Source organism: Pseudomonas sp. p21 (assembly GCF_001642705.1).
In the GTDB taxonomy this organism is placed as follows: Bacteria; Pseudomonadota; Gammaproteobacteria; order Pseudomonadales; family Pseudomonadaceae; genus Aquipseudomonas.
Map to the genome: position 1 here is coordinate 446498 of NZ_LWBV01000002.1, position 26160 is coordinate 472657.

Below are 26160 nucleotides of genomic sequence, written 5' to 3' on the forward strand. Positions count from 1 at the left end.
TGCGCCATGCGCCGTGATAGCGGCTTGGCTCGAGTCTGAAGCGTTTCAGCCATGACTGCAAGTAAGGCTTGTGGCCGGCAGTCTGGGACAGAAAAGCCTGCCGCGCTCAGGCGCAGCAGGCTAGTCGAAAGCTAGAATTCGCTTAGCTACTGGGCGGCGGGGTGATGCCGCCCGGAAGGTATCAGCGGGCCGAGGCCAGCTCTTGTTGGACGCTGGCGACGGTACGTGGCCAAGGTTTACCAGCCTGGACCTTCGCTGGCAAGTTCTTGATTGCCGCAACCGCTGCGTCGCGGTTGGCGAAGTTGCCGTAAGTGACTACGTACAGCGGCTTGCCCTGCAGGTTTTTCTTGAAGTAGCGATAGTCGCCACCCTGGGCCTTGACGAACGCCTGGGCCGAAGCCTCGGAGCTGGTACCCAGGATCTGCACCACGTAATTGCCCGGTTTCTGCCCGGCGTACCAGCCGCTATTGCCGCTGCCACCGGCCGCTGGCTTCTCGGCAGGCTTGGCGGCCGGCTTGGCCACGGCGACCTGGGTCGGTGCTGGCGCAGGTTTGGCAGGCGCAACCGGTTTGGCAGGCTGGGTTGCGACAGGTTTTGGCGCAGGCGCAACCGGCTGTGGCTGCACCGGCTGGGCCGGAGCCGTGGCTACAGGCTGGGCAGGTACCGGGGCCGGGCCCGCCGGCACACCTTGCGGCGGCGCGATGGTGGTCACGGTTGGCGGCGGGTTGCCTGGCTGCAGGGCAGTATCACCGGCCGGGCTGCCCTCTTCACCCTCGCCCATGCCGGCGGCCTGGGCCAGCGGCTCGCGCATCACCGGCTGCGACTGACCAACCAGCGGCAGCGGCATCGGCTGGGACGAACCCGAGAACTCGATGGCTGGGTTGCCACCATTGGTCTGGCCCTCGCCAAGCGGCAACTGGGCCTGGGCAGCCGGCGCTTCGGCGGGCGCCTTGTCACCTTTCTTCGGCATCAACACCGCGGCCGCAACGGCGACCACAACCACAGCGGACAGCGCGAGCACATGTTTTTTAGGCATCTTGAACCCCATGGATGGTCGCTTGGCCGTCGAGCGGCTGGCGATCATGGCTTCGATCAAAGTGTCACGGGCGACCTGGTTGATGTTGCCAGGCCAGCCGTCGGAGTTTTCATGGATATCGACGATCTGTTCACGGCTGAACACCTCGATGCCCCGGCCAGCACCTTCCAGGCGCTGCTCCAGGTACTCGCGGGTTTCTTCTTCACTGTAGGGGGCGAGTTCGATGATGTGGAAGCGTTCTTCCTCGACATTGATCTCGTCCAGCCCGGCAATCAGCGACGGCTCACCGAACAGGAACACATGCGGGCGCCCTTCCGGTACACCCGCCGCCAATTCCAGCAACGCTTGGAGTGCCGACTCGTCGAGTTGTTCCGCATCGTCCACCAGCAAATACACTTCCTGGCCGGTCAGTGCCAGTTGCACCACCTTGGCCAGGATCGCCTGCACTTCGGCCTGGGCCACATCCAGGTTCTGCGCAACCTGGCCGAGTACGCTGGCGGCATCGCTGGCGCCACGGGCGGACACCACCACACTCTGCACTGCCTGCTTGTTGGTGCTGGCCACCAGGGCCTGGCGCAGCAGGGTCTTGCCGCTGCCCAGCGGGCCGCTGACAACCAGCATCAGCTGGCTGTAGCGCGCCAGGTGGTGCAGTTGGCCGAGCACGGGCTTGCGCTGGGCCGGGAAGAACTTGAAGCCGGGCACGCGGGGCGCGAACGGATCGTGGCTCAACTGGTAATGGTCGAGAAAGGCCTCATCGGCATGCAAACTGGTCATTGCGCTGTCACAACCTCAAAGCTGGGCCACGATCGCGCGGTAATCCGCCGACAACGTGGCCTGTAGAATCTCTTTCGGATAGTCGTCGGTCACCACGGCCTCGCCCATCTGGCGCAGCAGCACCAGACGCAAACGACCGTCGAGCACCTTTTTGTCGACCGCCATGTGCTCCATGAAATGCGCCGGGGTCATTTCCTGTGGTGGCACCACCGGCAAACCTGCGTCCTGCAACAGGCGGATTCCGCGATCGCGCTCGGCCTGGTCGATCCAGCCAAGGCGCATGGACATCTCCAGGGCCATTACCGTGCCCGCCGCCACGGCTTCGCCGTGCAGCCACACGCCATAACCCATATGGGTCTCGATGGCATGCCCGAAGGTATGCCCCAGGTTCAGCGTGGCGCGCACGCCAGACTCGCGCTCGTCGGCACCCACGACCGCGGCCTTGGCCGCGCAGGAGCGGCGGATGGCTTCGGTCAGCGCCACCGGGTCGAGGGCACGCAACGCCTGCATATTGTCCTCGAGCCAGGCGAGGAACGGCTTGTCGCAGATCAGGCCGTACTTGATCACTTCGGCCAGGCCTGCGGACAGCTCGCGTGCCGGCAGGGTCTTGAGACTGGTGGTGTCGATCAGCACCGCATTGGGCTGGTAGAAGGCACCGACCATGTTCTTGCCCAGCGGGTGGTTGATGCCGGTCTTGCCGCCGACCGAGGAGTCGACCTGGGACAGCAGGGTAGTCGGCACCTGGATGAAGTCGACGCCGCGCTGGTAGCAGGCAGCGGCGAAGCCGGCCATGTCACCGATCACGCCGCCACCCAGGGCGACCACGGTGGTGCGGCGATCGTGCCGTGCCGTCAGCAGGCCATCGAAGATCAGTTGCAGGGTTTCCCAGTTCTTGTGGGCTTCGCCATCAGGCAATACCACCGGCAGCACCGAATAGGCACCCAGCGTCTTGCTCAAGCGTTCGAGATACAGGGGCGCGACGGTCTCGTTGGAAACGATGGCAACCTGCCGCCCGGCGATGTGCGGCGCCAGCAGCTCGGGCTGGTCCAGCAGGCCTTCGCCAATGTAGATCGGGTAGCTACGCTCGCCCAGGTCGACCTTTAGTGTCTGCATGTATCCCCACAATGTACTTGGGCGCGACGCCGTTCGGGCGCCCACGCGGTTACGTTGAACCTCGCCTCGGCGCTGGTGGCCGAGAATAGTCCCGGGCTAACGGGGCGGCAACTGCTGCAAGCGCTCGAGAATATCGATTACCACCATGCGTGGCGGCCGCTCGTCGGTTTCTACTACCAAGTCGGCGATCTCGCGGTAGAGCGGGTCGCGGGTTTCCAGCAGGGCGCGCAAGGTCGCCTCGGGATTGGCCGTGCGCAGCAGGGGGCGATTGCGATCGCGTGCGGTACGGCCAACCTGCTGTTCCACCGAAGCATGCAGGTAGATCACCCGGCCACCCTGATGCAGCGCCTGGCGGTTGGCTTCGCGCATTACCGCACCACCGCCGGTCGCCAGGACCACGCCGTCGAGTGCGCACAGCTCGGCGATCATCGCCTGCTCACGGTCACGGAAACCCGGCTCGCCTTCCTTGTCGAAAATCCACGGGATGTTGGCGCCGCATCGCAGTTCGATTTCCTTGTCGGAATCCTTGAACAGCAGGCGCAGCTCTTTGGCCAATAGGCGTCCAATGGTGCTTTTACCAGCGCCCATGGGCCCCACAAGTATCAAATTTCGCACAGAATCAACGACTCACAGCAATCGCCTGGTCATTCATGATACGCGGAGTCAGGAAGACCAGCAGCTCGGATTTTTTCTCTTGTAATGCATCGCGTCGAAACAGCCGCCCAACATACGGCAGATCGCCGAAAAATGGCACCTTGTCGACCACATTGTTTTGCGAGGTCGAGTAAACGCCACCGATCACGATCGTTTCGCCGTCCGCCACGCGAACCTTGGCATTGACCTCGTTCTTGCGGATCGGCGGTACGTTGTTCAAGGCATTGACGTAATCCGGCTCGTCCTTGGTCACCCTGACGGTCATGATCACCTTGTTGTCCGGAGTGATCTGCGGGGTCACCTCCAGCGACAGCGAGGCTTCGCGGAACGCGACCGAGGTGGCGCCACTCTTGCTGGTCTCCTGGTACGGCACTTCGGTGCCCTTGAGGATCCTGGCCGTTTCCTTGTCGGCGGTGACGACCTTGGGCTGCGAGATGATCTCGCCATTGCCGCTCTTTTCCATGGCCCTGAGCTCCAGGTCGAGCAGCACGCCGCCGCGCAGCAGGCCCAGGCCGATGCTGCTGCCCATGCGCTCCACTCCAAGGTCGACGAACAAATCCTTGCCCGGCCGCGGGCTTTCAACGTACAGCGGCCCACCCCAACGCACCCCCAGGTTCTTCTCGTAATCGACGTTGGCCTCGACGATACGTGCCTCTATTGCCACCTGGCGCACCGGCACGTCCAGCTGCGCCACCAGTTTCCGCAACTCGGCAAGGCGGTCGGCAGGCTGGTATACCACCAGGGTATTGGTGCGTTCATCGACATTCAGGCTACCGCGCCCGGTGAGGATGCCGTCGTCCGCCAGGTTCGCCAGCAGCAACTCCGCCAGCTCGGCGGCCTTGGCGTGATGGATGGGCAGCAGTTCCCGGCGCAACGGCTGCAACTGCGCATCCAGCGCCTGGCCCACGCGGGCTTCGACAGACTGCGCAGCAAACTCGGCCGCAGGCGCCACCAGCAGTACATTGCCCTCCTGGCGCCGGGCCAGGCCCTTGCTGCGCAGCACCAGATCCAGCGCCTGGTCCCACGGCACATCCTGCAAACGCAAGGTGACGCTACCCTGCACGGCATCGCTGGCGACCAGGTTGACGTCGGCATAGTCAGCCAGCACCTGCAGTACCGAGCGCACTTCCACATCCTGGAAGTTCAGCGACAGCGGTTCACCCTGATAAGGCGCCGCCAACGCCAGCGGGATCGGCAGCAGGGCTGCCAGCGCCCATTTCATCAATGTTTTCATCGTGGTCCGGGGCCTCCTTGCCCAGGCGCTTTGCGAGGGTGATGAACGCCGTGCGCTCGTGCCACACCCCTGCCATGAACAGCCGTTCGCGTACTTCGACCTGGCCTTGATCAACCCTCGCCACCACACCCTGGTCACGCCCGACCTGGTCCCCAGGGCCCACGCGATAGAGCCTGCCAGCCGCCATAAGCAGTGCTTCGTGCACGGCCCCACGCGACAGGCTGCCGACCATCTCCAGTTGCGCCAACGGCACATTGGCCAGCCCGGTGCCCATCAATCGCGCTGCCCCGGGCGCAAACGGATCGACTGCGGGCGCTGCCGTCACGCCCCTGGCCGGCATGCGCGCAAATACAGCGGGTGCCGGCATGGGAGCCAGCGCCTGATAGGCATCAACCCGCAACTGCAGGCGCAGCAGACCAGGCTGGCCAGCGGCTGCAGCCAACTGCAAGTCACCGCTGCGCAGCACACGCGCCTGGCCCAACCAGTCCCCCAGCCACTGGCGCAAGGCCGCGTAACGCCCCACCACCTGCAACTCCAGCGGTACTTTGCGCAAACCGGCCTGTTGTTCGTCTTCATGTACCTCGAACCGCTCGATGAGCAAACCATGCGCATGCCCCGAAGCCGCCAGGCGGTCGAGCAGGTCGCTCATGCCCTCCCCGGCCGCCAGATGCCAGTGCGCCTCCTGCAAGCGTTGCTCGGCACTGGCCACGGACGCCTGGAGCTGCTCCAGTTCGGCCAACTGCACCACGCTGGCTGCCTGCCGGTCGTTCAGCTCGGTGTGCCGGGCCTTCTCGTGCGCCTGCTGCTGCAACACTGCCGGCAGACGTATCGCGCAGCCCAGGCCAAATAACGCCAAGGCCACCAGCACTGGCGCCAGCTGCCTGAAGCGTCGGGAGCGCTCGGCCACGGCCAGCCAGCCGAGTACCTTTGCTGCATTCACGACCAGAACACCGAAACGCGCGCACCCAGCAGGAACTCATCGCCGCCCGGCAGGCTCCTGATGCGCTTGAGCTCCAGACCGTGCAACGTACTCGAGCGGCTCAGGTCACGCATGAACTGCGCGACCACGGCACCAGACGTGGCCAGCCCGGTCATCTGCAGGCGGCCGCTTTCCAGGCGGAGGTCGAGCAGCTGCACCCCCACTGGCAACGCCCTCTCGAGGTCAGCGAATACCCCAGCCAACACATCCTGATGGGCGCGCAGGCTTTCCAGCGCCGCCGTGCGGGCCAGTAGTGCCCCATGCTGCGCACGCACATCGGCCAGCGGCTGCAATTGCTCGCCCAACACCTCAAGGGCTGCCTGGTGCTGGGTATTGGCCAACGCCTGCTGTTGCCCGCGCTGGCGGGCCAACTGGTCGACCAGCGTCACGCCACACAGGGCCAGCAGCGCACCGGCGACCAGTTGCCTGCGAAAACACCGCAACGCTGCCTGGCGCTGCCGTTCGCGCCAGGGCAGAAGGTTCAGCCGCATCATCGGCGCAACCCTCCAAGAGCCAGGGCGCACGCCAGGATCATCGCGCTATCGACGTGCTCCAGGCCCGCCAGGTCAGGCACCGGGCGACACGGCAGGTTCAACTGGGAGCCCAGGCTCTGCAACCGACCCGGTTCGATCGGCGAACGGCTGGCGATCAACAGGCAATCGGGCAAAGGTTCACTGGCGAGCAGGTCCTGCAAGCGCTCCGGCAGCGCCCCCGTTATCGTCGACATCCCCAGGCTCAGCTCACGCCGTTGCTGCGGTCGCCCCGACCGCCAGCCATAAAGGGTGGTGCTGTGCGCCTCGATACGCAGCAGCGCCGAGCCCTGGTGACTGCCCTGCGGCAGCATGCGCCCCAAGGCAATGCTGTCGACCTCGACGGCCTCCAGCTGCAACCCGGCCTCCTCGACGACGCCTTCAAGTGGTGCCAGTGCACTCTGCCGACACGCAGCCACCATCACCTCGGCGCAGCCTGGCTGGACACGAGAGGCCCCCATGACCTGAAAATCCAGGGCCAGGTCTTCCAGCGGAAATGGGAATAGCCGTTCGGCGTCGGCCAGCAGCTGCGCCTCCATTTCTGCCCCGTCCTGCGCCACTGGCAGGTGGCACAGCTTGCAGATCACCTGGTTGGCCGGTAGTGCCAGCGCTACCCGGCGCTGCCTGAGGCCGCTGCGTCGGTAGGCACGCCTCAAGGCAGCCACCACGTCAGCAGGCTCTGCCGCCCAATCACTGTCAGCCGGTGATTCGAACGGTTCCTGTACCGAGGCAAGCACCCGACAGCGCCGGTTGCGCCGCTGCAGTTGCACCATCCGAACGGTGTCAGGGGCAATTTCCACCCCCACGAGTGAACCGGCATCCTTGCCGAAGCGTCCTAGCATCGTGGCATCCTTGTTGTCTGTCGCAGCTATCTGTCTCAACCCCGCGTCAACTCTAGGCCGCGCCGGCCCATCGAGGCGACGGGCAGCCTGGCCGGTAACCCGGAGAGGCGAAAAAATGCTTATAATGCCCAGCGTTTTCTGGTCCGCCGGACCTGCGCGCAATCCACTCCCAACCTGGACACCGAAAAGCCTTGATACGCCTGCTGAAGTTCTTCTGGTGGTCTTCCGTCGCAGTCATCTGCGCGCTCGTACTCGGTGTGAGCGGTGCGTTTCTGTATCTTAGCCCCAACCTGCCCTCGGTCGAGTCGCTCAGAAGCATCCAGTTGCAGATCCCCCTCAGGGTGTACAGCAGCGACGGCAAGCTGATTGCCGAGTTCGGCGAAATGCGTCGCTCGCCAATCCGTTTCGCGGAAATTCCCCCACAGTTCATCCAGGCGCTTCTGTCGGCCGAGGACGACAATTTCCTCAACCACTACGGTGTCGACCCCAGCAGCCTGATGCGCGCCGCAACCCAGCTGGTGAAAACCGGGCATATCCAGACTGGCGGCAGTACCATCACCATGCAGGTGGCGAAGAACTTCTTCCTCACCAGCGAGCGCAGCTTCTCGCGCAAGACCAACGAGATCCTGCTGGCCCTGCAGATCGAGCGTGAGCTGACCAAGGACGAGATCCTCGAGCTGTACGTGAACAAGATCTACCTGGGCAACCGCGCCTACGGTATCGACGCCGCTGCACAGGTGTACTACGGCAAGTCGATCCGCGACGTGAGCCTGGCGCAGATGGCGATGATCGCCGGCCTGCCCAAGGCACCCTCGCGCTTCAACCCGCTGGCCAACCCGGTGCGCGCCAAGGAGCGCCGCGACTGGATCCTCGGTCGCATGTACAAGCTGGGCAAGATCGACGAAGCCAGCTACCAGGCAGCCTTGGCCGAGCCGCTCAACGCCAGCTACCACGTGCCAGCGCCTGAAGTGAATGCGCCTTACATCGCCGAAATGGCCCGCGCCGAAATGGTCGGCCGCTACGGCAGCGACGCCTATACCGAAGGCTTCCGCGTTACCACCACGGTGCCCAGCGACATGCAGGAGATGGCCAACAAGGCCATCCTCAACGGCCTCTCCGACTACGACGAGCGCCACGGCTACCGGGGCCCCGAAGCACGCTTCCCGGGCCGCACCCAGGCGGCCTGGCTGCAGGAACTGGGCAAGCAGCGCAGCCTTGGCGGCCTGGAGCCGGCCATCGTCACCCAGGTCGAAAAAACCGGCCTCAAGGTGCTGACCCGTGGCGGTCAGGAAGAGCTGGTTGCCTGGGACACCATGAAATGGGCGCGCCCGTTCATCAACAGCAACTCCCAGGGCCGTGCGCCGCAGTCGCCGGCGGACGTGGCCCAGGTCGGCGACCTGGTGCGCGTGCAGCGCCTGGAGGATGGCAAGCTCAAGTTCAGCCAAGTACCTGGGGCGCAGAGTGCACTGGTCACCCTCGACCCCTACAACGGCGCCATCCGCGCCCTGGTCGGCGGTTTCTCGTTCGAGCAGAGCAACTACAACCGTGCCATGCAGGCCAAGCGCCAGCCGGGTTCGAGTTTCAAGCCGTTCGTCTACAGTGCCGCCCTGGACAGTGGCTATACCGCATCCAGCCTGGTCAACGACGCACCGATCGTGTTCGTCGACGAGTACCTGGACAAGGTCTGGCGGCCGAAGAACGACACCAACACCTTCCTTGGCCCGATCCGCATGCGCGAGGCGCTGTACAAGTCGCGCAACCTGGTGTCGATCCGCCTGCTGCAGGCCATGGGCGTGGACCGCACCATCGACTACATCGCCAAGTTCGGCTTCAACAAGCAGGACCTGCCACGCAACCTGTCGCTGGCACTGGGCACCGCCACCCTGACCCCGATGGAGATCGCCACCGGCTGGAGCACCTTTGCCAACGGCGGCTACAAGATCACCCCGTATCTGATCGAGCGCATCGAAAGCCGCAGCGGCGAGACGCTGTTCACCGCCAACCCGGCCCGAGTACCGCAAGGTGCCCAGGACCAGGCGGGCCTGGCAGCGCCGGAACAGCCGATCAGTACCGCAGCCATGCCAGGCGAGGCACCCGCTGCCTTCAGCCAGGTGGCGTCTGCACCACAGGCGCCGGTCGTGGCCGAGCAGATCATCGACGGGCGCACCACCTACATCCTCACCAGCATGCTGCAGGACGTGATCAAGCGCGGTACCGGTCGCCGGGCCCTGGCCTTGGGCCGTACCGACCTGGCAGGCAAGACCGGTACCACCAACGAGTCCAAGGACGCCTGGTTCTCCGGCTACAACGCCGACTACGTGACCACCGTGTGGGTTGGTTTCGACCAGCCCGAAACCCTGGGCCGCCGCGAGTATGGCGGCACCGTGGCGCTACCGATCTGGATGAGTTTCATGGGTGCGGCACTCAAGGACAAGCCTGAGCATGCGCCTGCCGAGCCGGAAGGCATCCTCAGTCTGCGCGTCGACCCGGTCAGCGGCCGTGCCGCTTCGCCAAGCACGCCGAATGCTTACTTCGAGCTGTTCAAGGCCGAGGACTCGCCGCCGTCGGTGGACGAACTGGGCACTGGCGCAGCACCGGGCAGCCCGCTGCCGGCGGATGAAGCGGCACCGATGGATCTGTTCTAAGAGCCCTCGAAGGCAACACCGACCCTGTGGGAGCGGGCATGCCCGCGAACACCGGCGTAGCCGGTGCCAGCCTCCGCGCTGGATTCTTCGCGGGCACGCCCGCTCCCACAAAGGCCGCGCCAACCCCACCGGCAAACAAAAAGCCCCGACTCATACGAGCCGGGGCTTTTTTGTGTCGCCAGGCAGCAATCAGCCTTTGAACACATCATCCACGCTGGTCAGCGGGTAGTGCTTCGGATACGGCAGGGTAGCCACGCCGGATTCGATGGCGGCCTTGGCCACAGCGTCGGAAACGACGGTGATCAGGCGTGCGTCCAGCGGCTTCGGAATGATGTACTCACGGCCGAACTCCAGAGCCTGTACGCCGTAGGCGTCGCACACTTCCTTCGGCACTGGCAGCTTGGCCAGGTCTTTCAGGGCGATGGCGGCAGCGATCTTCATTTCTTCGTTGATGCGCTTGGCGCGAACGTCCAGGGCACCACGGAAGATGAACGGGAAGCCCAGTACGTTGTTGACCTGGTTCGGGTAGTCGGAACGACCGGTCGCCATGATCACGTCGCTGCGGGTGGCGTGAGCCAGCTCTGGCGCGATTTCCGGGTCCGGGTTCGAGCAGGCGAACACGATCGGGTTGGCAGCCATCGACTTCAGGCCTTCGGCGCTCAGCAGGTTCGGGCCGGACAGGCCTACGAACACGTCGGCACCGTCGAGGGCGTCAGCCAGGGTGCGCTTGTCGGTGGCGTGGGCGAACTGCGCCTTGTACTGGTTCAGGTCGTCACGGCCAGCGTGGATCACGCCGCTGCGGTCGATCATGTAGATGTTCTCGACCTTGGCACCCATGCTCACCAGCAGTTTCATGCAGGAGATGGCCGCAGCGCCGGCACCCAGGCAGACGATCTTGGCGTCTTCCAGCTTCTTGCCGGCGATTTCCAGGGCGTTGATCATGCCGGCCGCGGTCACGATGGCGGTACCGTGCTGGTCATCGTGGAATACCGGGATGTCGCACTGTTCGATCAGGGTGCGCTCGATTTCGAAGCACTCAGGTGCCTTGATGTCTTCGAGGTTGATGCCACCGAAGGTGATCGAGATGCGGCGAACGGTGTCGATGAACGCTTGCGGGCTTTCCGATTCGACTTCGATGTCGAACACGTCGATACCGGCGAAACGCTTGAACAGAACACCCTTGCCTTCCATGACCGGCTTGGAAGCCAGTGGGCCGAGGTCGCCCAGACCGAGGATGGCGGTGCCATCGGAAATCACCGCAACCAGGTTGCCTTTGCCGGTGTATTTGTAAGCCAGCTCTGGATCACGGCCGATTTCGCGCACGGGCTCAGCAACACCTGGGCTGTAGGCCAGGGCGAGGTCACGGGCGGTGGCAGTGGGCTTGGAGAGCTCGACGCTCAGTTTCCCCGGACGAGGTTGAGCGTGGTATTCGAGAGCGGCGGTTTTCAGGTCTGACATGGTGGGCATTCCGCTATTTACTGTTCTGACGGACCGCCGAGGATACGCAAAGAGCCGGGGAGTCACAAGACTGGTCGGTCACTTGTGTCAAGGCCTTTAGCCTACGACTTTACGCTATAACCCACGGGGCATACGGCTCACAGTGTGTACAATCCAATAGCGAAATGTCTACATCTTTTAGCCTGAAATGCGTTCCAACATGCTCGGATCGGTCAATGGCAACACCCAGCGTCGCTGCCCGGGTTTGAGGCCGCCCTTGCGGGAACGATCCAGCACCCAACCACGCGCTTCGACCTGGCGTCCCTTGAGGTTATCGAAGAAGCTGGCGGGGAAGTTGCGTTGCAGACGAGCGGGAACCTGCAGCACCACAGCACTGTCCAGGGTCAGCCAGACCCCGCCACGGTTGCGCTCCACGCCTTCGATGCGGCCTGCAATGATCGCGAACCCCGACTGCCTCACATCCCCTGCACGCACCACCGGCGAACGGCGCCACAGTCCGCTGCCAGCCTTGCGCGCAGCCTGCTCGGCAAGCTGTTGGCAAGCGCTGAGGCGCACATTGGGGGCAACCGCCACGCGATAACCCAGGCCCTCGCTGAGCAATTGCGCTTCCAGATTGTCGCCATTGCGGCCGTAGATGTGCGCCAGCGTACGGCCGTATTTGTCCCTGGCCTCGATGCCCGGCACCAGCCCGACACGCCCGTCACTGGCCTTGACCAAGGCCTGCAGGCGCTGCCTGGCGGCCTCGGCATAGGGCTCGCTGGCGCGGCCGTTGCGGCCGATTTCCGGGGCATTCATGCCGATCAGGCGCACACTGCGGCCATCGACCAGGCGCAAGGTATCGCCATCCACCACCTGGCGTACCGCCACCTGCTGCATTTGCTCTGGCAGCGGGCAGAACGCCAGGGCCGGGAAATGCCAGATGACGCCCATAAAAAAAGCGCCCACAAGGGGCGCTTTTTTCAGCAGCAACGCGAAGCCCGAAGGATTCGCCATGCGCATGATTACTTCTTGGTACCGAACATACCGAAGCGATCGGCGAACTTCTGTACGCGACCACCGGTGTCCAGGACTTTCTGCTTACCGGTGTAGAACGGGTGGCACAGGTTGCAAACGTCGATCGCCAGGGTGTTGCCCAGGGTCGAACGAGTTTCGAATTTGTTGCCGCAGCTGCAGGTGACTGCAACTACTTCGTAGTTCGGATGAATATCTGCTTTCATGGTCACTTCCTCGAGCTGCGTGCCGCCACCCAACACCTATTGTTGAATACCGCACGTAATTAGGCGGCGAATAATACCAGAGCATCACGCCAACGCAAGTTGTCGCTTGCACCGACCGTCGTCTGCTAGGCTCGCCAGTCTTTGAAACGCCCTCCGAGACTTTCCGCGTGTCCGACGTCATCCTGCGCCTTGCCCTGCCCTCTCCGCTGCGTCGCCTGTTCGACTACAAGGCGCCGGCAAGCATGGCGCGCCAGGCCTTGACCCCGGGCATGCGCATTCGCGTGCCATTCGGCCGCCGCGAAATGATCGGCGTGCTGGTGGAGGTGTGCGAGCAGAGCGAAGTGCCCGCCGACAAGCTCAAGCCGGCCAGTGCCCTGCTCGACCCGGAGTCGCCGATCCCACCGTCGCTGTTCAAATTGTGCCTGTGGACCGCCCAGTACTACCAGCACAGCCTGGGCGACACCCTGAGCTGGGCCTTGCCGACCCTGTTGCGCCAGGGCGAACCCGCCGAGATGCGCCAGGAGCGCTTCTGGCACGTCGCTCCCGGCGCCCGCCTGGAAGACCCGCGCATCGCCCGCGCACCGCGCCAGCGCGATGCCCTCAAGACCCTGGCCCAGCACCCGCACGGCGTGGCTCACAGCCTGCTGGCCAAGCTCAACCTGAACAAGGACAGCCTCGACCTGCTGCTGGCCAAGGACCTGGTGCAGATCGAGGTCCGCCGCCACCTGCCGACGCTGCGCCACGAACACTGGCTGGCCCAGCCGGAGCTGCCGCTCAACGAAGAGCAACGCGACGCCTTCGACGCTGTACGCGAAGGCTTTGGTGGCTTTGGCGCCTTCCTGCTGGCCGGTGTCACCGGCAGCGGCAAGACCGAGGTGTACCTGCAACTGATCCGCGAAACCCTGGAAGCCGGCAAGCAGGCCCTGGTACTGATCCCGGAGATCAACCTCGGCCCACAGACCCTGGCCCGCTTCGAGCAACGCTTCAACGCCCGCATCGCCCTGCTGCATTCGGCGGTGAACGACCGCGAGCGCCTGGATGCCTGGCTGGCCGCCCGGGATGGCGAAGCCGACATCATCATCGGCACCCGCTCGGCGCTGTTCACGCCGATGAAGAACCCCGGCCTGATCATCATCGACGAGGAGCACGACGGTTCCTATAAACAGCAGGAAGGCTTGCGCTACCACGCCCGCGACCTGGCGCTGGTACGCGCCCACCAGGAAAACATCCCGATCCTGCTCGGTTCTGCCACACCATCGCTGGAAACCCTGCACAACGCCCTGACCGGTCGCTACCGCCTGCTGCGCATGAACCAGCGCGCCGGCGGCGCACGCCCGCCGCGCATGCTGCGTCTGGATGTGAAGAGCCTGCCGCTGGACAGCGGCATCAGCGGTCCGCTGCAGCAGGCCATCCGCCAGACCCTGGAGGCGGGCCAGCAAGTGCTGGTGTTCCTCAACCGCCGCGGCTTCGCCCCGACCTTGCTGTGCCACGATTGCGGCTGGCTGTCCGAATGCCCGCGCTGCGATGCGCGCATGACCGTGCACCAACGCTCCGGCGTGCTGCGCTGCCACCATTGCGGCTATGACGAGCGCCTGCCGCAGCAGTGCCCGCAGTGCAACCACGTTGACCTGCGCCCGGTCGGTGCCGGCACCGAGCGTGCCGAAGAGCGCCTGAAAGTGCTGTTCCCGGATTACCCGATCCTGCGTGTGGACCGCGACAGCACGGCACGCAAGGACGCCATGCACAACCTGTTCAGCACCATCCAGCGCGGCCAGCCAAGCATCCTTGTCGGCACCCAGATGCTCGCCAAGGGCCACCACTTCCCGCGGGTGACCCTGGTGGCCATCCTCGATGCCGATGGCGGGCTGTTCTCCGGCGATTTCCGCGCCAGCGAACGCATGGCGCAGTTGATCGTGCAGGTTGCCGGACGGGCCGGGCGGGCCGAGGAACCCGGCAAGGTCATCATCCAGACCCACCTGGCCGACCATCCACTGCTGGTGCAGCTTACCGAACAGGGCTACTTCGCCTTCGCCGAGCAGGCCCTGGATGAGCGCCGCGCCGCCGGGCTGCCACCTTACTCGCACCTGGCACTGCTGCGCGCCGAAGCGCACAAGCCCGGGCAGGCCGAAGGTTTCCTCGACGAGGCCTGTGCCGCCGCCGAGCGCCTGGTGGCCGAACAGCAGCTGCCTGGCATCGAGCTGCTGGGGCCGGTGCCAGCACCCATGGAGCGCCGCGCCGGGCGCTTCCGTGCGCAACTGTTGATACAGGCCAATACGCGGGCGCCTTTGCATCGACTGATCAGCGCCTGGTTGCTAGTGTTGGAGCAGATGCCGAGCGGGCGCCAGGTGCGTTGGTCGCTGGATGTCGACCCGGTAGACCTTTATTGATCCTGCGGGCTGCTTTGCAGCCCCAAAGGTTGGCAACCCGCCCCCAGCCACGGATAATGCCCAGTTTTTCCACCTGCGCATCCAAGCGCTCCACCGCGCTTGCGGTCGAAAAGAGATCCCCATGAAAGACACCATTCGCCAGCTTATCCAGCAAGCCCTCACCCAACTCGTCACCGACGGTGTGCTGCCTGAAGGGCTGTCGCCGGCGATCCAGGTGGAAAACGCCCGGGACAAGACTCACGGCGACTTCGCCAGCAACATCGCCATGATGCTGGCCAAGCCGGCCGGCATGAAGCCGCGCGACCTGGCCGAGAAACTGATCAATGCCCTGCCGGCCAGCACCGACATCAGCAAGGTCGAGATCGCCGGCCCCGGCTTCCTCAATTTCTTCCAGAACACCGACGCCCTGGCCAACCGCCTGGATGCCGCACTGGCCGACGCCCACCTGGGTGCGCGCAAGGCCGGCCCTGCGCAAAAGGTGGTGATCGACATGTCGGCACCCAACCTGGCCAAGGAGATGCACGTCGGCCACCTGCGTTCGACCATCATCGGTGACAGCGTGGCGCGCGTGCTGGAGTTCCTCGGCGATGACGTGATCCGCCAGAACCACGTGGGCGACTGGGGCACCCAGTTCGGCATGCTGCTGGCCTACCTGGAAGAAAACCCGATCACCAGCGACGAGCTGTCGGACCTGGAAAACTTCTACCGCGCCGCCAAGAAGCGCTTCGACGAATCCGAAGAATTCGCCACCCGAGCCCGCGGCCTGGTGGTCAAGCTGCAGGCCGGCGACCCGGACTGCATGGCCCTGTGGACGCGCTTCAAGGACATTTCGCTGTCGCACTGCCAGAAGACCTACGAGCTGCTCAACGTCAAGCTGACCATGGCCGACGTGATGGGTGAAAGCGCCTACAACGACGACCTGGCCAACGTGGTCGCCGACCTCAAGGCCAAGGGCCTGCTGGTCGAAGACCAGGGCGCCCAGTGCGTGTTCCTCGACGAGTTCAAGAACAGCGAAGGCGAGCCACTGCCGGTGATCGTGCAAAAGGCCGACGGCGGCTACCTGTACGCCACCACCGACCTGGCCGCCGTGCGCTACCGCAGCAACGTGCTCAAGGCGGACCGCGCCCTCTACTTCGTCGACCAGCGCCAGGCCCTGCACTTCAACCAGGTGTTCGAAGTTGCACGCCGCGCAGGCTTCGTCGGCCACCCGATGCAGATGGAACACATGGGCTTCGGCACCATGAATGGCGCCGACGGCCGCCCGTTCAAGACCCGTGACGGCGGCACCGTGAAGCTGATCGACCTGCTCACCGAGGCCAAGGAGCGCGCCTACGCGCTGGTCAAGGAAAAGAACCCGAGCCTGGCCGATGAAGAACTGCGCCACATCGGCGAAGTGGTGGGCATTGGCGCGGTGAAGTACGCCGATCTGTCCAAGCACCGCACCAGCGACTACAGCTTCAACTTCGAACTGATGCTCAACTTCGAAGGCAACACCGCGCCTTACCTGCTGTACGCCTACACCCGAGTGGCCGGCGTGTTCCGCAAGCTGGGCAAGGGCTTCGATGAAGTCGACGGCAACATCGTGCTGCAGGCTGCCCACGAGCAGGACCTGGCCGCGCGCCTGGCGCAGTTTGGCGAAATCCTCAACAACGTCGCCGACAAGGGCACGCCGCACGTGCTGTGCAGCTACCTGTACGACCTGGCCGGCCTGTTCTCCAGCTTCTATGAGAACTGCCCGATTCTGGCTGCCGAAACCCCGGAGCAACAACAGAGCCGCCTGCGCCTGGCAGCCCTGACCGGCCGCACCCTCAAGCAAGGTCTGGAACTGCTCGGCCTGGAAACCCTGGAGCGCATGTAAGTTGGCTGCCAAGAAAAAACCCGCACCCAAACGCGGCGCCAGCCGCCAGACGGCGCCGGCCAAGCAGCCGATTCCCGGTTGGGTATGGCTGGCGGTCGGCCTGACCGTAGGCGCGTTCATCGTGTTCCTGATGAAGCTCGAGCCCGGCGGCGAAGACATCAAGCGCACCAAGCCCGAGCAGCAGAAGGCGGAGAAAGTGGCCGAAGCCGGCAAGCCGGCGCAGGCCACCCCGCAGCAGCCAGTAAAGCCGAAGTATGACTTCTACACGCTGCTACCGGAGTCCGAGGTGATCGTGCCGCCGGAGGCCGTGCCAGAGAAGACGCCACCCGTCCCGGCCCAGCCGGTGACCCCGGTGACGCCGGCCGAAGCGGCGAAGATCGACACGGCGCGAGCCCAGGCAGCATTGATGGGGCAGACCCCGCCACCGGCACCGCCGGTGATCAAGCCGGCGGCGACCACCCAGTTCTTCCTGCAGGCAGGCTCGTTCCGCAAGCAGGCCGATGCCGACAAGGTGCGCGCGCAGATCATTCTGCTGGGCCAGGCGGTGAAGGTAGAGTCGGGCACGGTCAAGGACGAAACCTGGTACCGCGTACTGGTGGGCCCGTTCAGCAACCGTGAGCAGCTTACCGGGGCGCAGAAACAACTGGCCGGGGCAGGTTTCAGCAACCTGTTGCTGCAACAGCGCCAGACCCGTCAGTAACCTGCATTTGCGGCCCTGTGGGAGCGGCCTTGTGTCGCGAAAGGGCTGCAAAGCAGCCCCAGCATGCTCAGCTGCACCGCTGAAGCCCTAGGGCCGCTTTGCGGCCCTTTCGCGACACAAGGCCGCTCCCACAAGTGCTGTGCGTCAACGGCGGCCTGCGTTCACCTCGGAAACCTGGCTGTTCAGCGTCCAGAAGTCATACAGCACCCCCACCAGGAACAGCCCACCGGTAAAGAAGTAGATGATCGCGGTCACCCACTTGCCCTGATACAGCCGGTGCAGGCCAAACACCCCGAGGAAGGTCAGCAGGATCCAGGCGATGTTGTAGTCAACGCGCCCGGACTGGAACCTCAGGTCGGCTTCACGGTCCATGGACGGGATCAGGAACAGGTCGATCAACCAGCCGATGCCCAGCAGGCCCAGGGTGAAGAACCAGATGGTGCCGGTGACGGGCTTGCCATAGTAGAAACGATGCGACCCGGTAAAGCCGAAAATCCATAGCAGATAGCCAATGGTCTTGCTGTGGGTGTCGTGAAACGGCGCCCCCTGTTGATAACTGTTCATTCATAGCCCCCGTGGGTTATCCGAAAATTTTCTAAAAAAAAATGTGACTTTCTTGTCGCAGGCCGACGTACGGCACCTGAACAATCGACCAACGGATCAAAGATTGATCAAAAAGCTGTTATAAAGTTGCGCGCCCAACACATAACTATTCATAAGAGCTTCATCTATGCCGCCTTTACTCAAGACATGGCTGACCCTCTGCCTATTATTGCCCCTGGCCGCCCACGCCACCAACCGTGAGCAACGTCTTCCCAATGGTTTCACCGGCTACACCACCAACGCCTCGGTGAGACACGCACCGGTCAAGCAGACCGCGCTGCGCACCCGCCCAAGCAATGCCGCCAGCAGCAGCCGCGGCGTGCCCGGCATGCCGGTAGCTGCCATGTCGCCAAAGCAGAGCAGCGATGTGCTCAGCCGTGCGGTGAATGTGCTCGGCACCCCTTATGTCTGGGGCGGCAGCAGCCCGAAGAAAGGCTTCGACTGCAGCGGGCTGGTCAAATACGCCTTCAACGACGTCGCCGACGTCGACCTGCCGCGCACCTCCAACGCCATGGCCCAAGGCCACGGTGTGAAGGTGGCCCAGGGTGACCTGAAGCCGGGTGACCTGATCTTCTTCAACATCAAGAGCCGCCGGGTGAACCACGTTGCCATCTACCTGGGCAACGACCGCTTCATCCATGCACCACGCCGTGGCAAGCGGGTAAGCATCGACACCTTGAGCAAGCCTTACTGGCAGAAGCATTACGTAGTGGCCAAGCGGGTGCTGCCGAAAGAACAGCAGCAGCTGAACCTGGCCAAGCGCTGAGCTGATCGGCGCTCTCCTGTTCCGGCCTCTTCGCGGGCATGCCCGCGAAGAGGCCGGAACAGCCACTACAAGTCTTCGATCAGCCCTCGCTCCCTCAGCCCCCGCATCGCCCCCTCCATCGTCCGCATCCCGTCCGCACCACCCGCCTGCATCACCGAACACAACTGCGCCATCCGCCCCTCCCGAACCAGATTGCGCACCGCTGGCGTCACCACCAGCACTTCCCGCGCCGCAACCCGCCCACCGCCCGCACGCCTGACCAGCACCTGCGCCACCACCAGGCGCAATGACTCGGCAAGCATCGCCCGCACCAGCGGCTTCTCTTCGGCAGCGAACACCTCCACCAACCGGTCAATGCTGTTGACCGCCGAACGCGTATGCACGGTCGCCAGCACCAGGTGCCCGGTCTCGGCCGCGCGCAAGGCCAGGCGAATGGTTTCCAGGTCGCGCAGCTCACCGATCATGATCACATCCGGGTCCTGGCGCAGGGCACTGCGTAGCCCTTGGGCGAACCCACCGCAGTGGCGGCCGATCTCACGCTGGTTGACCAGGCTGCGCTGGCTGTTGTGGATAACTTCGACAGGGTCTTCGAGGGTGATGATATGCAGAGCCCGATCGCGGTTCAGCTGGTCGAGCAGCGTCGCCAGGGTGCTGGACTTGCCGCTGCCGGTCGGCCCACCCACCAGGATCAAGCCATCGCTGCACTGCGCAACAGCTTGAAACACATCACTCAGGTCGAGTTCATCGAGCGTGGCGATGCGCCCCGGGATCAGGCGAAAGGTGGCCGCAGGGCCATTCAACTGACGAAACAGGTTCAGCCGAAAGCGCCCGAGCGCAGGCAGTTCCAGCGCCAGGTCCAACTCATCACCCTGGGCCCACTGCCGGCGCTGGTCTTCACCCAACATGGGTGCCAGCCCCTCGATCAAGGTGGCCGAGCCCAAGGTCGGCAGTGCCATGCGCTGCAGCTCGCCATCCAGGCGCAACATCGGTATCTGCCCCGCTGCCAGGTGCAGGTCGCAAGCCCCCGCATCCACGGCCCGGGCCAACAGGTCGGTCACATCCATGAGACTCCCCAAAGGCCTTCAAGTAGGTAGAATGCCGCAAACCCTACAGCCGCCGGCATCAGTCCATGTCCACCCTAGCAGACAACCTTTCCGCTATTTCCGCCCGTATCGCCAGCGCTGCCCAGGCTGCCGGGCGCAATCCGGCCAGCGTCCAGTTGCTGGCCGTGAGCAAGACCAAGCCAGCCAGCGCCATCCGCGAGATCCACGCCGCCGGCGTGTGCGATGTCGGGGAAAATTACCTACAAGAAGCGCTGACAAAGCAGCAGGAGCTCAGCGACCTGCCCTTGATCTGGCACTTCATCGGCCCCATTCAGTCGAACAAGACCAAGGCCATCGCCGAGCATTTCGACTGGGTACATTCCGTGGACCGCCTGAAAATCGCCCAACGCCTGTCGGAGCAGCGCCCGGCCGGGCTGGCGCCACTGAACATCTGCCTGCAGGTGAACGTCAGCGGCGAAGACAGCAAGTCTGGCTGCGCCCCTGCCGACCTGCCGGCCCTGGCCAAGGCGGTAGCCGCGCTGCCCAACCTGTGCCTGCGCGGGCTGATGGCCATCCCCGAACCCACCGATGACCGCGCCGCCCAGGAAGCCGCCTTCGCCACCCTGCGCCAGCTGCAGGAAGGCCTGGGCCTTGGCCTGGACACCCTGTCCATGGGCATGAGCCACGACCTGGAAGCGGCCATTGCACAGGGTGCGACCTGGGTGCGTATCGGTACCGCCCTGTTCGGTGCCCGCGACTACGGGCAGCCCTGATTCCATGCTTTACTCACTCTTCCCCACAAGGATCTGACATGAGCAAGACTCGTATTGCCTTTATCGGCGCCGGCAACATGGCCGCCAGCCTGATCGGTGGTTTGCGTGCCCAGGGCCTGGACGCCTCGCAGATCCGCGCCAGCGACCCGGGCGCAGAGACCCGCAGCCGCATCCAGGCCGAGCACGGTATCGAAACCTTCGAGAACAATGCCCAGGCCATCGATGGCGCCGACGTCATCGTGCTGGCGGTCAAGCCGCAGGTCATGAAAGCCGTGTGCCAGGCCCTGCAACCGAACCTGCAGGATGGCCAGCTGATCGTTTCCATTGCCGCCGGCATCACCTGCGCCAGCCTGCAGAGCTGGGTCGGCGCTCGCCCGGTGGTGCGCTGCATGCCCAACACCCCGGCACTGCTGCGCCAGGGCGTAAGCGGTCTGTACGCCAGCGCCGAAGTGTCCGGCGTACAGCGCGAGCAGGCCGAGCAACTGCTGTCGGCCGTGGGCACCGCCCTGTGGCTGGAACAGGAGCAGCAACTGGACGCCGTGACCGCCGTCTCCGGCAGCGGCCCGGCGTACTTCTTCCTGCTGATCGAGGCCATGACCGCGGCGGGTGAAAAGCTTGGCCTGCCACGTGAAACCGCCTCCCAGCTGACCCTGCAGACAGCCCTGGGCGCCGCGCGCATGGCAGTTGCCAGCGATGTCGATGCCGCCGAACTGCGCCGCCGGGTCACCTCGCCTGCCGGCACCACGGAAGCTGCGATCAAGTCGTTCCAGGCCAGCGGCTTCGAAGCCATCGTCGAACAGGCGCTGCAGGCCGCGGCCACACGCTCCGCAGAGCTGGCCGAACAATTGGGCAAATAAGGAGCCATAGATGAATGCACTGTCCGGCGCCGCGATCTTCGTGGTGCAAACCCTGGTCAGCCTGTACCTGGTGATCGTCCTGCTGCGCTTCGTCCTGCAGCTGGTCAAGGCCAACTTCTACAACCCGCTGTGCCAGTTCGCCGTGCGTGCCACACAGCCGCTGCTCAAGCCAATTCGCCGGGTCATCCCCAGCGTCGGCGGGCTGGACACCTCGTCGCTGCTGCTGTCGGTGCTCATCCAGGCGCTGCTGATGGCCTTCGTGCTGATGGTCACCTACGGCACCTTCGGTGACATCCTGCACCTGCTGATGTGGGCAATCATCGGTATCACCTCGCTGTTCCTGAAGATTTTCTGGGTGGCGATGATCGTCATGGTGATCGTGTCCTGGGTGGCCCCCAACAGCCACAACCCCGCAGCTGAACTGGCCTACCAGATCAGCGAGCCGGTGCTGGCACCGTTCCGCCGCATCGTGCCCAACCTTGGCGGCATGGATATCTCGCCGATCTTCGCCTTCCTTGCGATCCAGGTAATCCAGTCGTTCGTCATGCCGCCGCTGGCCGCCTATGCCGGCATGCCACAAGAGCTGTGGCGGATGATCTGAGCCTCACCTGACCTTGGTTGCTTCCAGCGGCAAGCCTTTGCTTGCCGCTGGGGGTAGCGCTCTTTAGACTTACGCCTCCGTCAAGCGTGAGCAGGGTCGATGTCCACAGTCTTTCCCGAAGATTCCGTCGGTCTGGTAGTACCGCAAACCGCCCGGTTCGATGAACCGCTGGCCCTGGCCTGTGGCCGCTCCCTGGCCAGTTATGAACTGGTCTACGAGACCTATGGCACCCTGAACGCCAGCGCGAGCAACGCCGTGCTGATCTGCCATGCCCTGTCCGGCCACCACCATGCCGCTGGCTACCATGCCGCCACCGACCGCAAGCCGGGCTGGTGGGACAGCTGCATCGGCCCCGGCAAGCCGATCGACACCAACCGTTTCTTCGTGGTCAGCCTGAACAACCTGGGCGGCTGCAACGGCAGTACCGGCCCCAGCAGCATCAACCCGGCCACCGGCAAAGCCTATGGCGCCGACTTCCCGGTGCTGACCGTGGAAGACTGGGTACACAGCCAGGTGCGCCTGGCCGAGCGCCTGGGCATCCATCAATGGGCCGCAGTGGTCGGTGGCAGCCTGGGTGGCATGCAGGCGCTGCAGTGGACCATCAGCTACCCCGAACGCGTGCGCCATTGCGTCGACATCGCCTCGGCGCCCAAGCTGTCGGCACAGAACATCGCCTTCAACGAAGTGGCACGCCAGGCCATCCTCACCGACCCCGAATTCCACGGCGGTTCGTTCCAGGACCAGGGCGTAATCCCCAAGCGCGGCCTGATGCTGGCGCGCATGGTCGGCCATATCACCTACCTGTCGGACGACTCGATGGGTGAAAAATTCGGCCGTGAGCTGAAGAGCGACAAGCTCAACTACGACTTCCACAGCGTCGAATTCCAGGTCGAGAGCTACCTGCGCTATCAGGGCGAGGAGTTCTCCGGCCGTTTCGACGCCAACACCTACCTGCTGATGACCAAGGCGCTGGACTACTTCGACCCGGCCGCCGCCCATGGCGGCGACCTGGCGGCCACCCTGGCCCACGTCAAGGCGGATTACTGCATCATGTCGTTCACTACCGACTGGCGCTTCTCCCCGGCCCGTTCGCGAGAGATCGTCGACGCCCTGATGGCCGCGCGCAAGAACGTCTGTTACCTGGAGATCGACTCGCCTTACGGGCACGATGCCTTCCTGATTCCCACACCTCGCTACATGCAGGGTTTCTCGAACTACATGAACCGCATTGCCATCTGAGGACAGCATGAGAGCCGATCTGGAAATCATCCACGACTGGATCCCCGCCGGCAGCCGGGTACTCGACCTGGGCTGCGGTAGCGGCGAACTGCTGGCCTCGCTGCGCGACCGCAAGCAGGTCACCGGCTATGGCCTGGAAATCGACGCCGACAACATCGCCGCCTGCGTGGCCAAGGGCGTCAACGTGATCGAGCAGGACCTGGACAAGGGCCTGGGCAACTTCGCCAGCAACAGTTTCGACGTGGTGATCATGACCCAGGCCCTGCAGGCCGTGGAGTACCCCGACCGCATCCTTGACGAGATGCTGCGCGTGGGCCGCCAGTGCATCATCACCTTCCCCAACTTCGGCCACTGGCGTTGCCGCTGGTACCTGGCGACCAAAGGCCGCATGCCGGTATCGGACTTCATGCCGTACACCTGGTACAACACGCCGAACATCCACTTCTGCACCTTCGCCGACTTCGAAGAGCTGGTGCACGAACGCCGGGCCAAGGTGCTCGACCGCCTGGCCGTCGATCACTTGCACCGTAATGGGTGGGGTGGCCGGCTTTGGCCTAATCTTCTAGGTGAGATCGGCATCTATCGCGTCAGCAGCCCGGGCCTGCAAGAGCATCAGCTCGCGGTCTGACGCCCACCGGAGGAGTCACCCCATGCGTCGCCTAACCCTGTTCCTGATCAGCCTGTGCCTGGCCCTGCCGGTACTGGCTGCCGATGCCGCCCGCCCCGAGCGCAAGGAAGTGTTTGGCGACGTGACGGTGCACTACAGTGCGTTCACCTCGAGCATGCTGACACCGGAGGTGGCCGCGGCCACCGGCCTGGTCCGCAGCAAGAACCAGGGCGTGCTCAACATCACCGTGCGCAAGGCCAACAAGCCCGCCACGGCGGTGGTCAGCGGCACGGTCAAGGACCTGACCGGGCGTAGCAGCCCGCTGTCATTCAAGCAGATCACCGAACAGGGCGCCGTGTACTACATCGCCCAGTTCAAGATCGACCAGCCAGAAACCGTCACCTTCGACCTGAACATCGAAACCGGCGGCATCAGCAACTCCCTCAGCTTCAACCAGGAAGTGTTCCCAGGCGAATGATGAATTTCCAGCAACTCGTATTGGCCAGCCACAACGCCGGCAAACTCAAGGAACTCCAGGCCATGCTCGGCGCCTCCGTGCAGCTGCGCTCGATCGGCGAGTTCAGCCAGGTCGAGCCGGAAGAAACCGGCCTGTCGTTCGTCGAGAACGCCATCCTCAAGGCACGCAACGCCGCTCGCATTTCCGGCCTGCCGGCCCTGGCCGACGATTCGGGCCTGGCGGTGGACTTCCTCGGCGGCGCGCCGGGCATCTACTCGGCGCGCTATGCCGACGGCAAGGGTGATGCGGCGAACAACGCCAAGCTGCTCGAAGCGCTGAAAGACGTGCCTGAAGCCGAGCGCGGTGCGCAGTTCGTCTGCGTCCTGGCGCTGGTGCGGCATGCCGACGACCCGCTGCCGATCCTGTGCGAAGGCCTGTGGCACGGGCGCATCATGTTCGAGGCCAGTGGCGAGCACGGCTTTGGCTACGACCCGCTGTTCTGGGTTCCGGAGCGCGGCTGCTCCAGCGCCGACCTGGCCCCTGTGGACAAGAACCAGCTCAGCCACCGCGCCCGCGCCATGGCCCTGCTGCGCCAACGTCTGGGCCTGGCATGATCGAAACGCTGTCCACCCCCGGCGCAGCAGGCTTCACCAGCCTGCCGCCGCTGGCGCTGTACATCCACATTCCGTGGTGCGTACGCAAATGCCCTTACTGCGACTTCAACTCCCACGCTGCCGGGCCTGAACTGCCGGAAGACGCCTACGTCGCCGCCCTGCTGACCGACCTCGACCAGGAACTGGCCGCCGTGCAAGGCCGGCCGATCAGCTCGATCTTCTTCGGTGGCGGTACCCCCAGCCTGTTCAGTGCCGACGCCCTTGGCCGGCTGCTGCGTGGCGTGGAGCAACGTATCCCGTTTGCGCCGGACATCGAAATCACCCTGGAGGCCAACCCGGGTACGTTCGAGCAGGACAAGTTCAAGGCCTACCGGCAAACCGGCATCAACCGCCTGTCCATCGGCGTGCAGAGCTTCCAGCCAGCCAAACTGCAGGCGCTCGGGCGCATCCACAACGGCGATGAAGCGGTTCGTGCCGCCGGCATGGCGCGCGCCGCCGGCTTCGACAACTTCAACATGGACCTGATGCACGGCCTGCCCGACCAGTCGCTGGACGACGCGCTGGGCGACCTGCGCCAGGCCATCGACCTGGGGCCGACGCACCTGTCGTGGTACCAGCTGACCGTGGAGCCGAACACGGTGTTCTGGAACCAGCCACCCGAGCTGCCCGAGGACGACATCCTCTGGGATATCCAGGAAGCCGGCCAGGCGCTGATGGCCGAGCACGGCTTCCGCCAGTACGAAGTCTCGGCCTACGCCCAGGCGGGCCGCGCCGCACGGCACAACCTCAACTATTGGCGCTTTGGCGACTTCATCGGCATCGGTGCTGGTGCCCACGGCAAGCTGACCTTCGCCGACGGGCGCATCCTGCGCACCTGGAAAACCCGCCTGCCCAAGGACTACCTGAACCTGGCCAAGCCGTTCAAGGCCGGCGAGAAGCGGCTGCCGGTCGACGAACTGCCGTTCGAGTTCCTGATGAACGCCCTGCGCCTGACCGATGGCGTGGAAGCCGAACTGTTCACCCAGCGCACCGGTTTGCCACTCGCGCAACTGGCCGAAGCCCGCCGCGCCGCCGAACAAAAAGGCCTTTTGCAGGTCCAACCGGATCGACTGGTGGCCACGCCAAGGGGCCAGTTGTTCCTCAATGACCTGCTGCAGTATTTCTTGACCTAAG

General features: G+C 64.5%; 25 protein-coding genes. 13 read left to right on the top strand and 12 right to left on the bottom strand.

Annotation, left to right across the window (positions count from 1 at the left end; all coding sequences use genetic code 11):
- Positions 1-181 precede the first annotated feature (181 nt).
- From A4C63_RS06945 to pilM, 7 genes are all read right to left on the bottom strand, one after another.
- Complete coding sequence (locus A4C63_RS06945; protein WP_063912054.1) at positions 182-1810, bottom strand: SPOR domain-containing protein; 1629 nt, start codon at positions 1808-1810, stop codon at positions 182-184.
- Between the two features lie 15 nt (positions 1811-1825).
- Entirely contained in the window at positions 1826-2923 is a 1098-nt protein-coding gene (gene aroB / locus A4C63_RS06950) for a 3-dehydroquinate synthase (protein WP_015272135.1), read from the bottom strand.
- A 96-nt stretch (positions 2924-3019) separates the two neighbouring features.
- A complete protein-coding gene (aroK, locus tag A4C63_RS06955) occupies positions 3020-3538 on the bottom strand; it encodes a shikimate kinase AroK (protein ID WP_025340956.1) in 519 nt (172 codons plus the stop codon).
- Positions 3539-3542: 4 nt separating this feature from the next.
- Positions 3543-4811, bottom strand: coding sequence for a type IV pilus secretin PilQ (locus A4C63_RS06960; protein ID WP_082888272.1), 1269 nt, complete (start codon positions 4809-4811; stop codon positions 3543-3545).
- Positions 4735-5751, bottom strand: coding sequence for a pilus assembly protein PilP (locus tag A4C63_RS06965; RefSeq protein ID WP_063912056.1), 1017 nt, complete (start codon positions 5749-5751; stop codon positions 4735-4737). The genes A4C63_RS06960 and A4C63_RS06965 overlap by 77 nt, the downstream gene beginning before the upstream one ends.
- Positions 5748-6284, bottom strand: coding sequence for a PilN domain-containing protein (locus A4C63_RS06970; RefSeq protein ID WP_063912057.1), 537 nt, complete (start codon positions 6282-6284; stop codon positions 5748-5750). The genes A4C63_RS06965 and A4C63_RS06970 overlap by 4 nt, the downstream gene beginning before the upstream one ends.
- Positions 6281-7162, bottom strand: coding sequence for a type IV pilus biogenesis protein PilM (gene pilM / locus A4C63_RS06975; RefSeq protein ID WP_063912058.1), 882 nt, complete (start codon positions 7160-7162; stop codon positions 6281-6283). The genes A4C63_RS06970 and pilM overlap by 4 nt, the downstream gene beginning before the upstream one ends.
- A gap of 194 nt (positions 7163-7356) precedes the next feature.
- Between pilM and A4C63_RS06980 the strand changes: the two genes are divergently transcribed.
- Positions 7357-9807: a penicillin-binding protein 1A gene (locus A4C63_RS06980; protein WP_370464218.1), complete on the top strand. Its 2451-nt coding sequence runs from the start codon at positions 7357-7359 to the stop codon at positions 9805-9807.
- A gap of 189 nt (positions 9808-9996) precedes the next feature.
- On the opposite strand, the gene A4C63_RS06985 is transcribed toward A4C63_RS06980, so the two are convergent.
- The 3 genes from A4C63_RS06985 to rpmE form a co-directional block, all read right to left on the bottom strand.
- Positions 9997-11265, bottom strand: coding sequence for a malic enzyme-like NAD(P)-binding protein (locus A4C63_RS06985; RefSeq protein ID WP_063912060.1), 1269 nt, complete (start codon positions 11263-11265; stop codon positions 9997-9999).
- 177 nt (positions 11266-11442) lie between these two features.
- Positions 11443-12264 (bottom strand): thermonuclease family protein, encoded by an 822-nt coding sequence (locus A4C63_RS06990; RefSeq protein WP_063912061.1) that lies wholly within the window; start codon positions 12262-12264, stop codon positions 11443-11445.
- Between the two features lie 2 nt (positions 12265-12266).
- Positions 12267-12482, bottom strand: a complete 216-nt coding sequence (gene rpmE / locus A4C63_RS06995) for a 50S ribosomal protein L31 (RefSeq protein ID WP_008092997.1) — start codon at positions 12480-12482, stop codon at positions 12267-12269.
- Positions 12483-12649: 167 nt separating this feature from the next.
- Between rpmE and A4C63_RS07000 the strand changes: the two genes are divergently transcribed.
- The 3 genes from A4C63_RS07000 to A4C63_RS07010 all read left to right on the top strand — a co-directional run bounded on the left by A4C63_RS07000 (position 12650) and on the right by A4C63_RS07010 (position 17427).
- A complete protein-coding gene (locus A4C63_RS07000) occupies positions 12650-14869 on the top strand; it encodes a primosomal protein N' (RefSeq protein ID WP_063912062.1) in 2220 nt (739 codons plus the stop codon).
- A 121-nt stretch (positions 14870-14990) separates the two neighbouring features.
- On the top strand, positions 14991-16727 hold the full coding sequence (gene argS, locus A4C63_RS07005; RefSeq protein ID WP_063912063.1) for an arginine--tRNA ligase: 1737 nt from the start codon (positions 14991-14993) through the stop codon (positions 16725-16727).
- 1 nt (position 16728) lies between these two features.
- Positions 16729-17427, top strand: a complete 699-nt coding sequence (locus A4C63_RS07010) for an SPOR domain-containing protein (protein WP_063912064.1) — start codon at positions 16729-16731, stop codon at positions 17425-17427.
- Between the two features lie 144 nt (positions 17428-17571).
- On the opposite strand, the gene A4C63_RS07015 is transcribed toward A4C63_RS07010, so the two are convergent.
- Entirely contained in the window at positions 17572-17991 is a 420-nt protein-coding gene (locus A4C63_RS07015) for a TM2 domain-containing protein (protein WP_063912065.1), read from the bottom strand.
- 166 nt (positions 17992-18157) lie between these two features.
- Between A4C63_RS07015 and A4C63_RS07020 the strand changes: the two genes are divergently transcribed.
- Positions 18158-18796: a C40 family peptidase gene (locus tag A4C63_RS07020; protein ID WP_063912066.1), complete on the top strand. Its 639-nt coding sequence runs from the start codon at positions 18158-18160 to the stop codon at positions 18794-18796.
- 65 nt (positions 18797-18861) lie between these two features.
- Here A4C63_RS07020 and A4C63_RS07025 read toward each other — a convergent pair whose 3' ends face one another.
- The gene (locus tag A4C63_RS07025) at positions 18862-19860 is read right to left on the bottom strand and encodes a type IV pilus twitching motility protein PilT (RefSeq protein WP_063912067.1); all 999 of its coding nucleotides are present in this window, start codon (positions 19858-19860) and stop codon (positions 18862-18864) included.
- A gap of 65 nt (positions 19861-19925) precedes the next feature.
- On the opposite strand from A4C63_RS07025, the gene A4C63_RS07030 reads away from it, so the two are divergent.
- From A4C63_RS07030 to hemW, 8 genes are all read left to right on the top strand, one after another.
- Positions 19926-20612 (top strand): YggS family pyridoxal phosphate-dependent enzyme, encoded by a 687-nt coding sequence (locus A4C63_RS07030; RefSeq protein WP_063912068.1) that lies wholly within the window; start codon positions 19926-19928, stop codon positions 20610-20612.
- 38 nt (positions 20613-20650) lie between these two features.
- Complete coding sequence (proC, locus tag A4C63_RS07035; protein WP_063912069.1) at positions 20651-21469, top strand: pyrroline-5-carboxylate reductase; 819 nt, start codon at positions 20651-20653, stop codon at positions 21467-21469.
- A 10-nt stretch (positions 21470-21479) separates the two neighbouring features.
- Positions 21480-22070, top strand: coding sequence for a YggT family protein (locus A4C63_RS07040; RefSeq protein ID WP_063912070.1), 591 nt, complete (start codon positions 21480-21482; stop codon positions 22068-22070).
- Between the two features lie 99 nt (positions 22071-22169).
- On the top strand, positions 22170-23309 hold the full coding sequence (locus A4C63_RS07045; RefSeq protein ID WP_063912071.1) for a homoserine O-acetyltransferase: 1140 nt from the start codon (positions 22170-22172) through the stop codon (positions 23307-23309).
- 7 nt (positions 23310-23316) lie between these two features.
- Positions 23317-23937 (top strand): methionine biosynthesis protein MetW, encoded by a 621-nt coding sequence (gene metW, locus A4C63_RS07050; RefSeq protein ID WP_003249106.1) that lies wholly within the window; start codon positions 23317-23319, stop codon positions 23935-23937.
- A 22-nt stretch (positions 23938-23959) separates the two neighbouring features.
- Positions 23960-24394, top strand: a complete 435-nt coding sequence (locus A4C63_RS07055) for a DUF4426 domain-containing protein (protein WP_063912072.1) — start codon at positions 23960-23962, stop codon at positions 24392-24394.
- Positions 24391-24987: an RdgB/HAM1 family non-canonical purine NTP pyrophosphatase gene (rdgB, locus tag A4C63_RS07060; RefSeq protein ID WP_063912073.1), complete on the top strand. Its 597-nt coding sequence runs from the start codon at positions 24391-24393 to the stop codon at positions 24985-24987. Before A4C63_RS07055 ends, rdgB begins: the two co-directional genes overlap by 4 nt.
- Positions 24984-26159: a radical SAM family heme chaperone HemW gene (gene hemW, locus A4C63_RS07065; RefSeq protein ID WP_063912074.1), complete on the top strand. Its 1176-nt coding sequence runs from the start codon at positions 24984-24986 to the stop codon at positions 26157-26159. Before rdgB ends, hemW begins: the two co-directional genes overlap by 4 nt.
- The last annotated feature ends 1 nt before the right edge of the window (position 26160 follow it).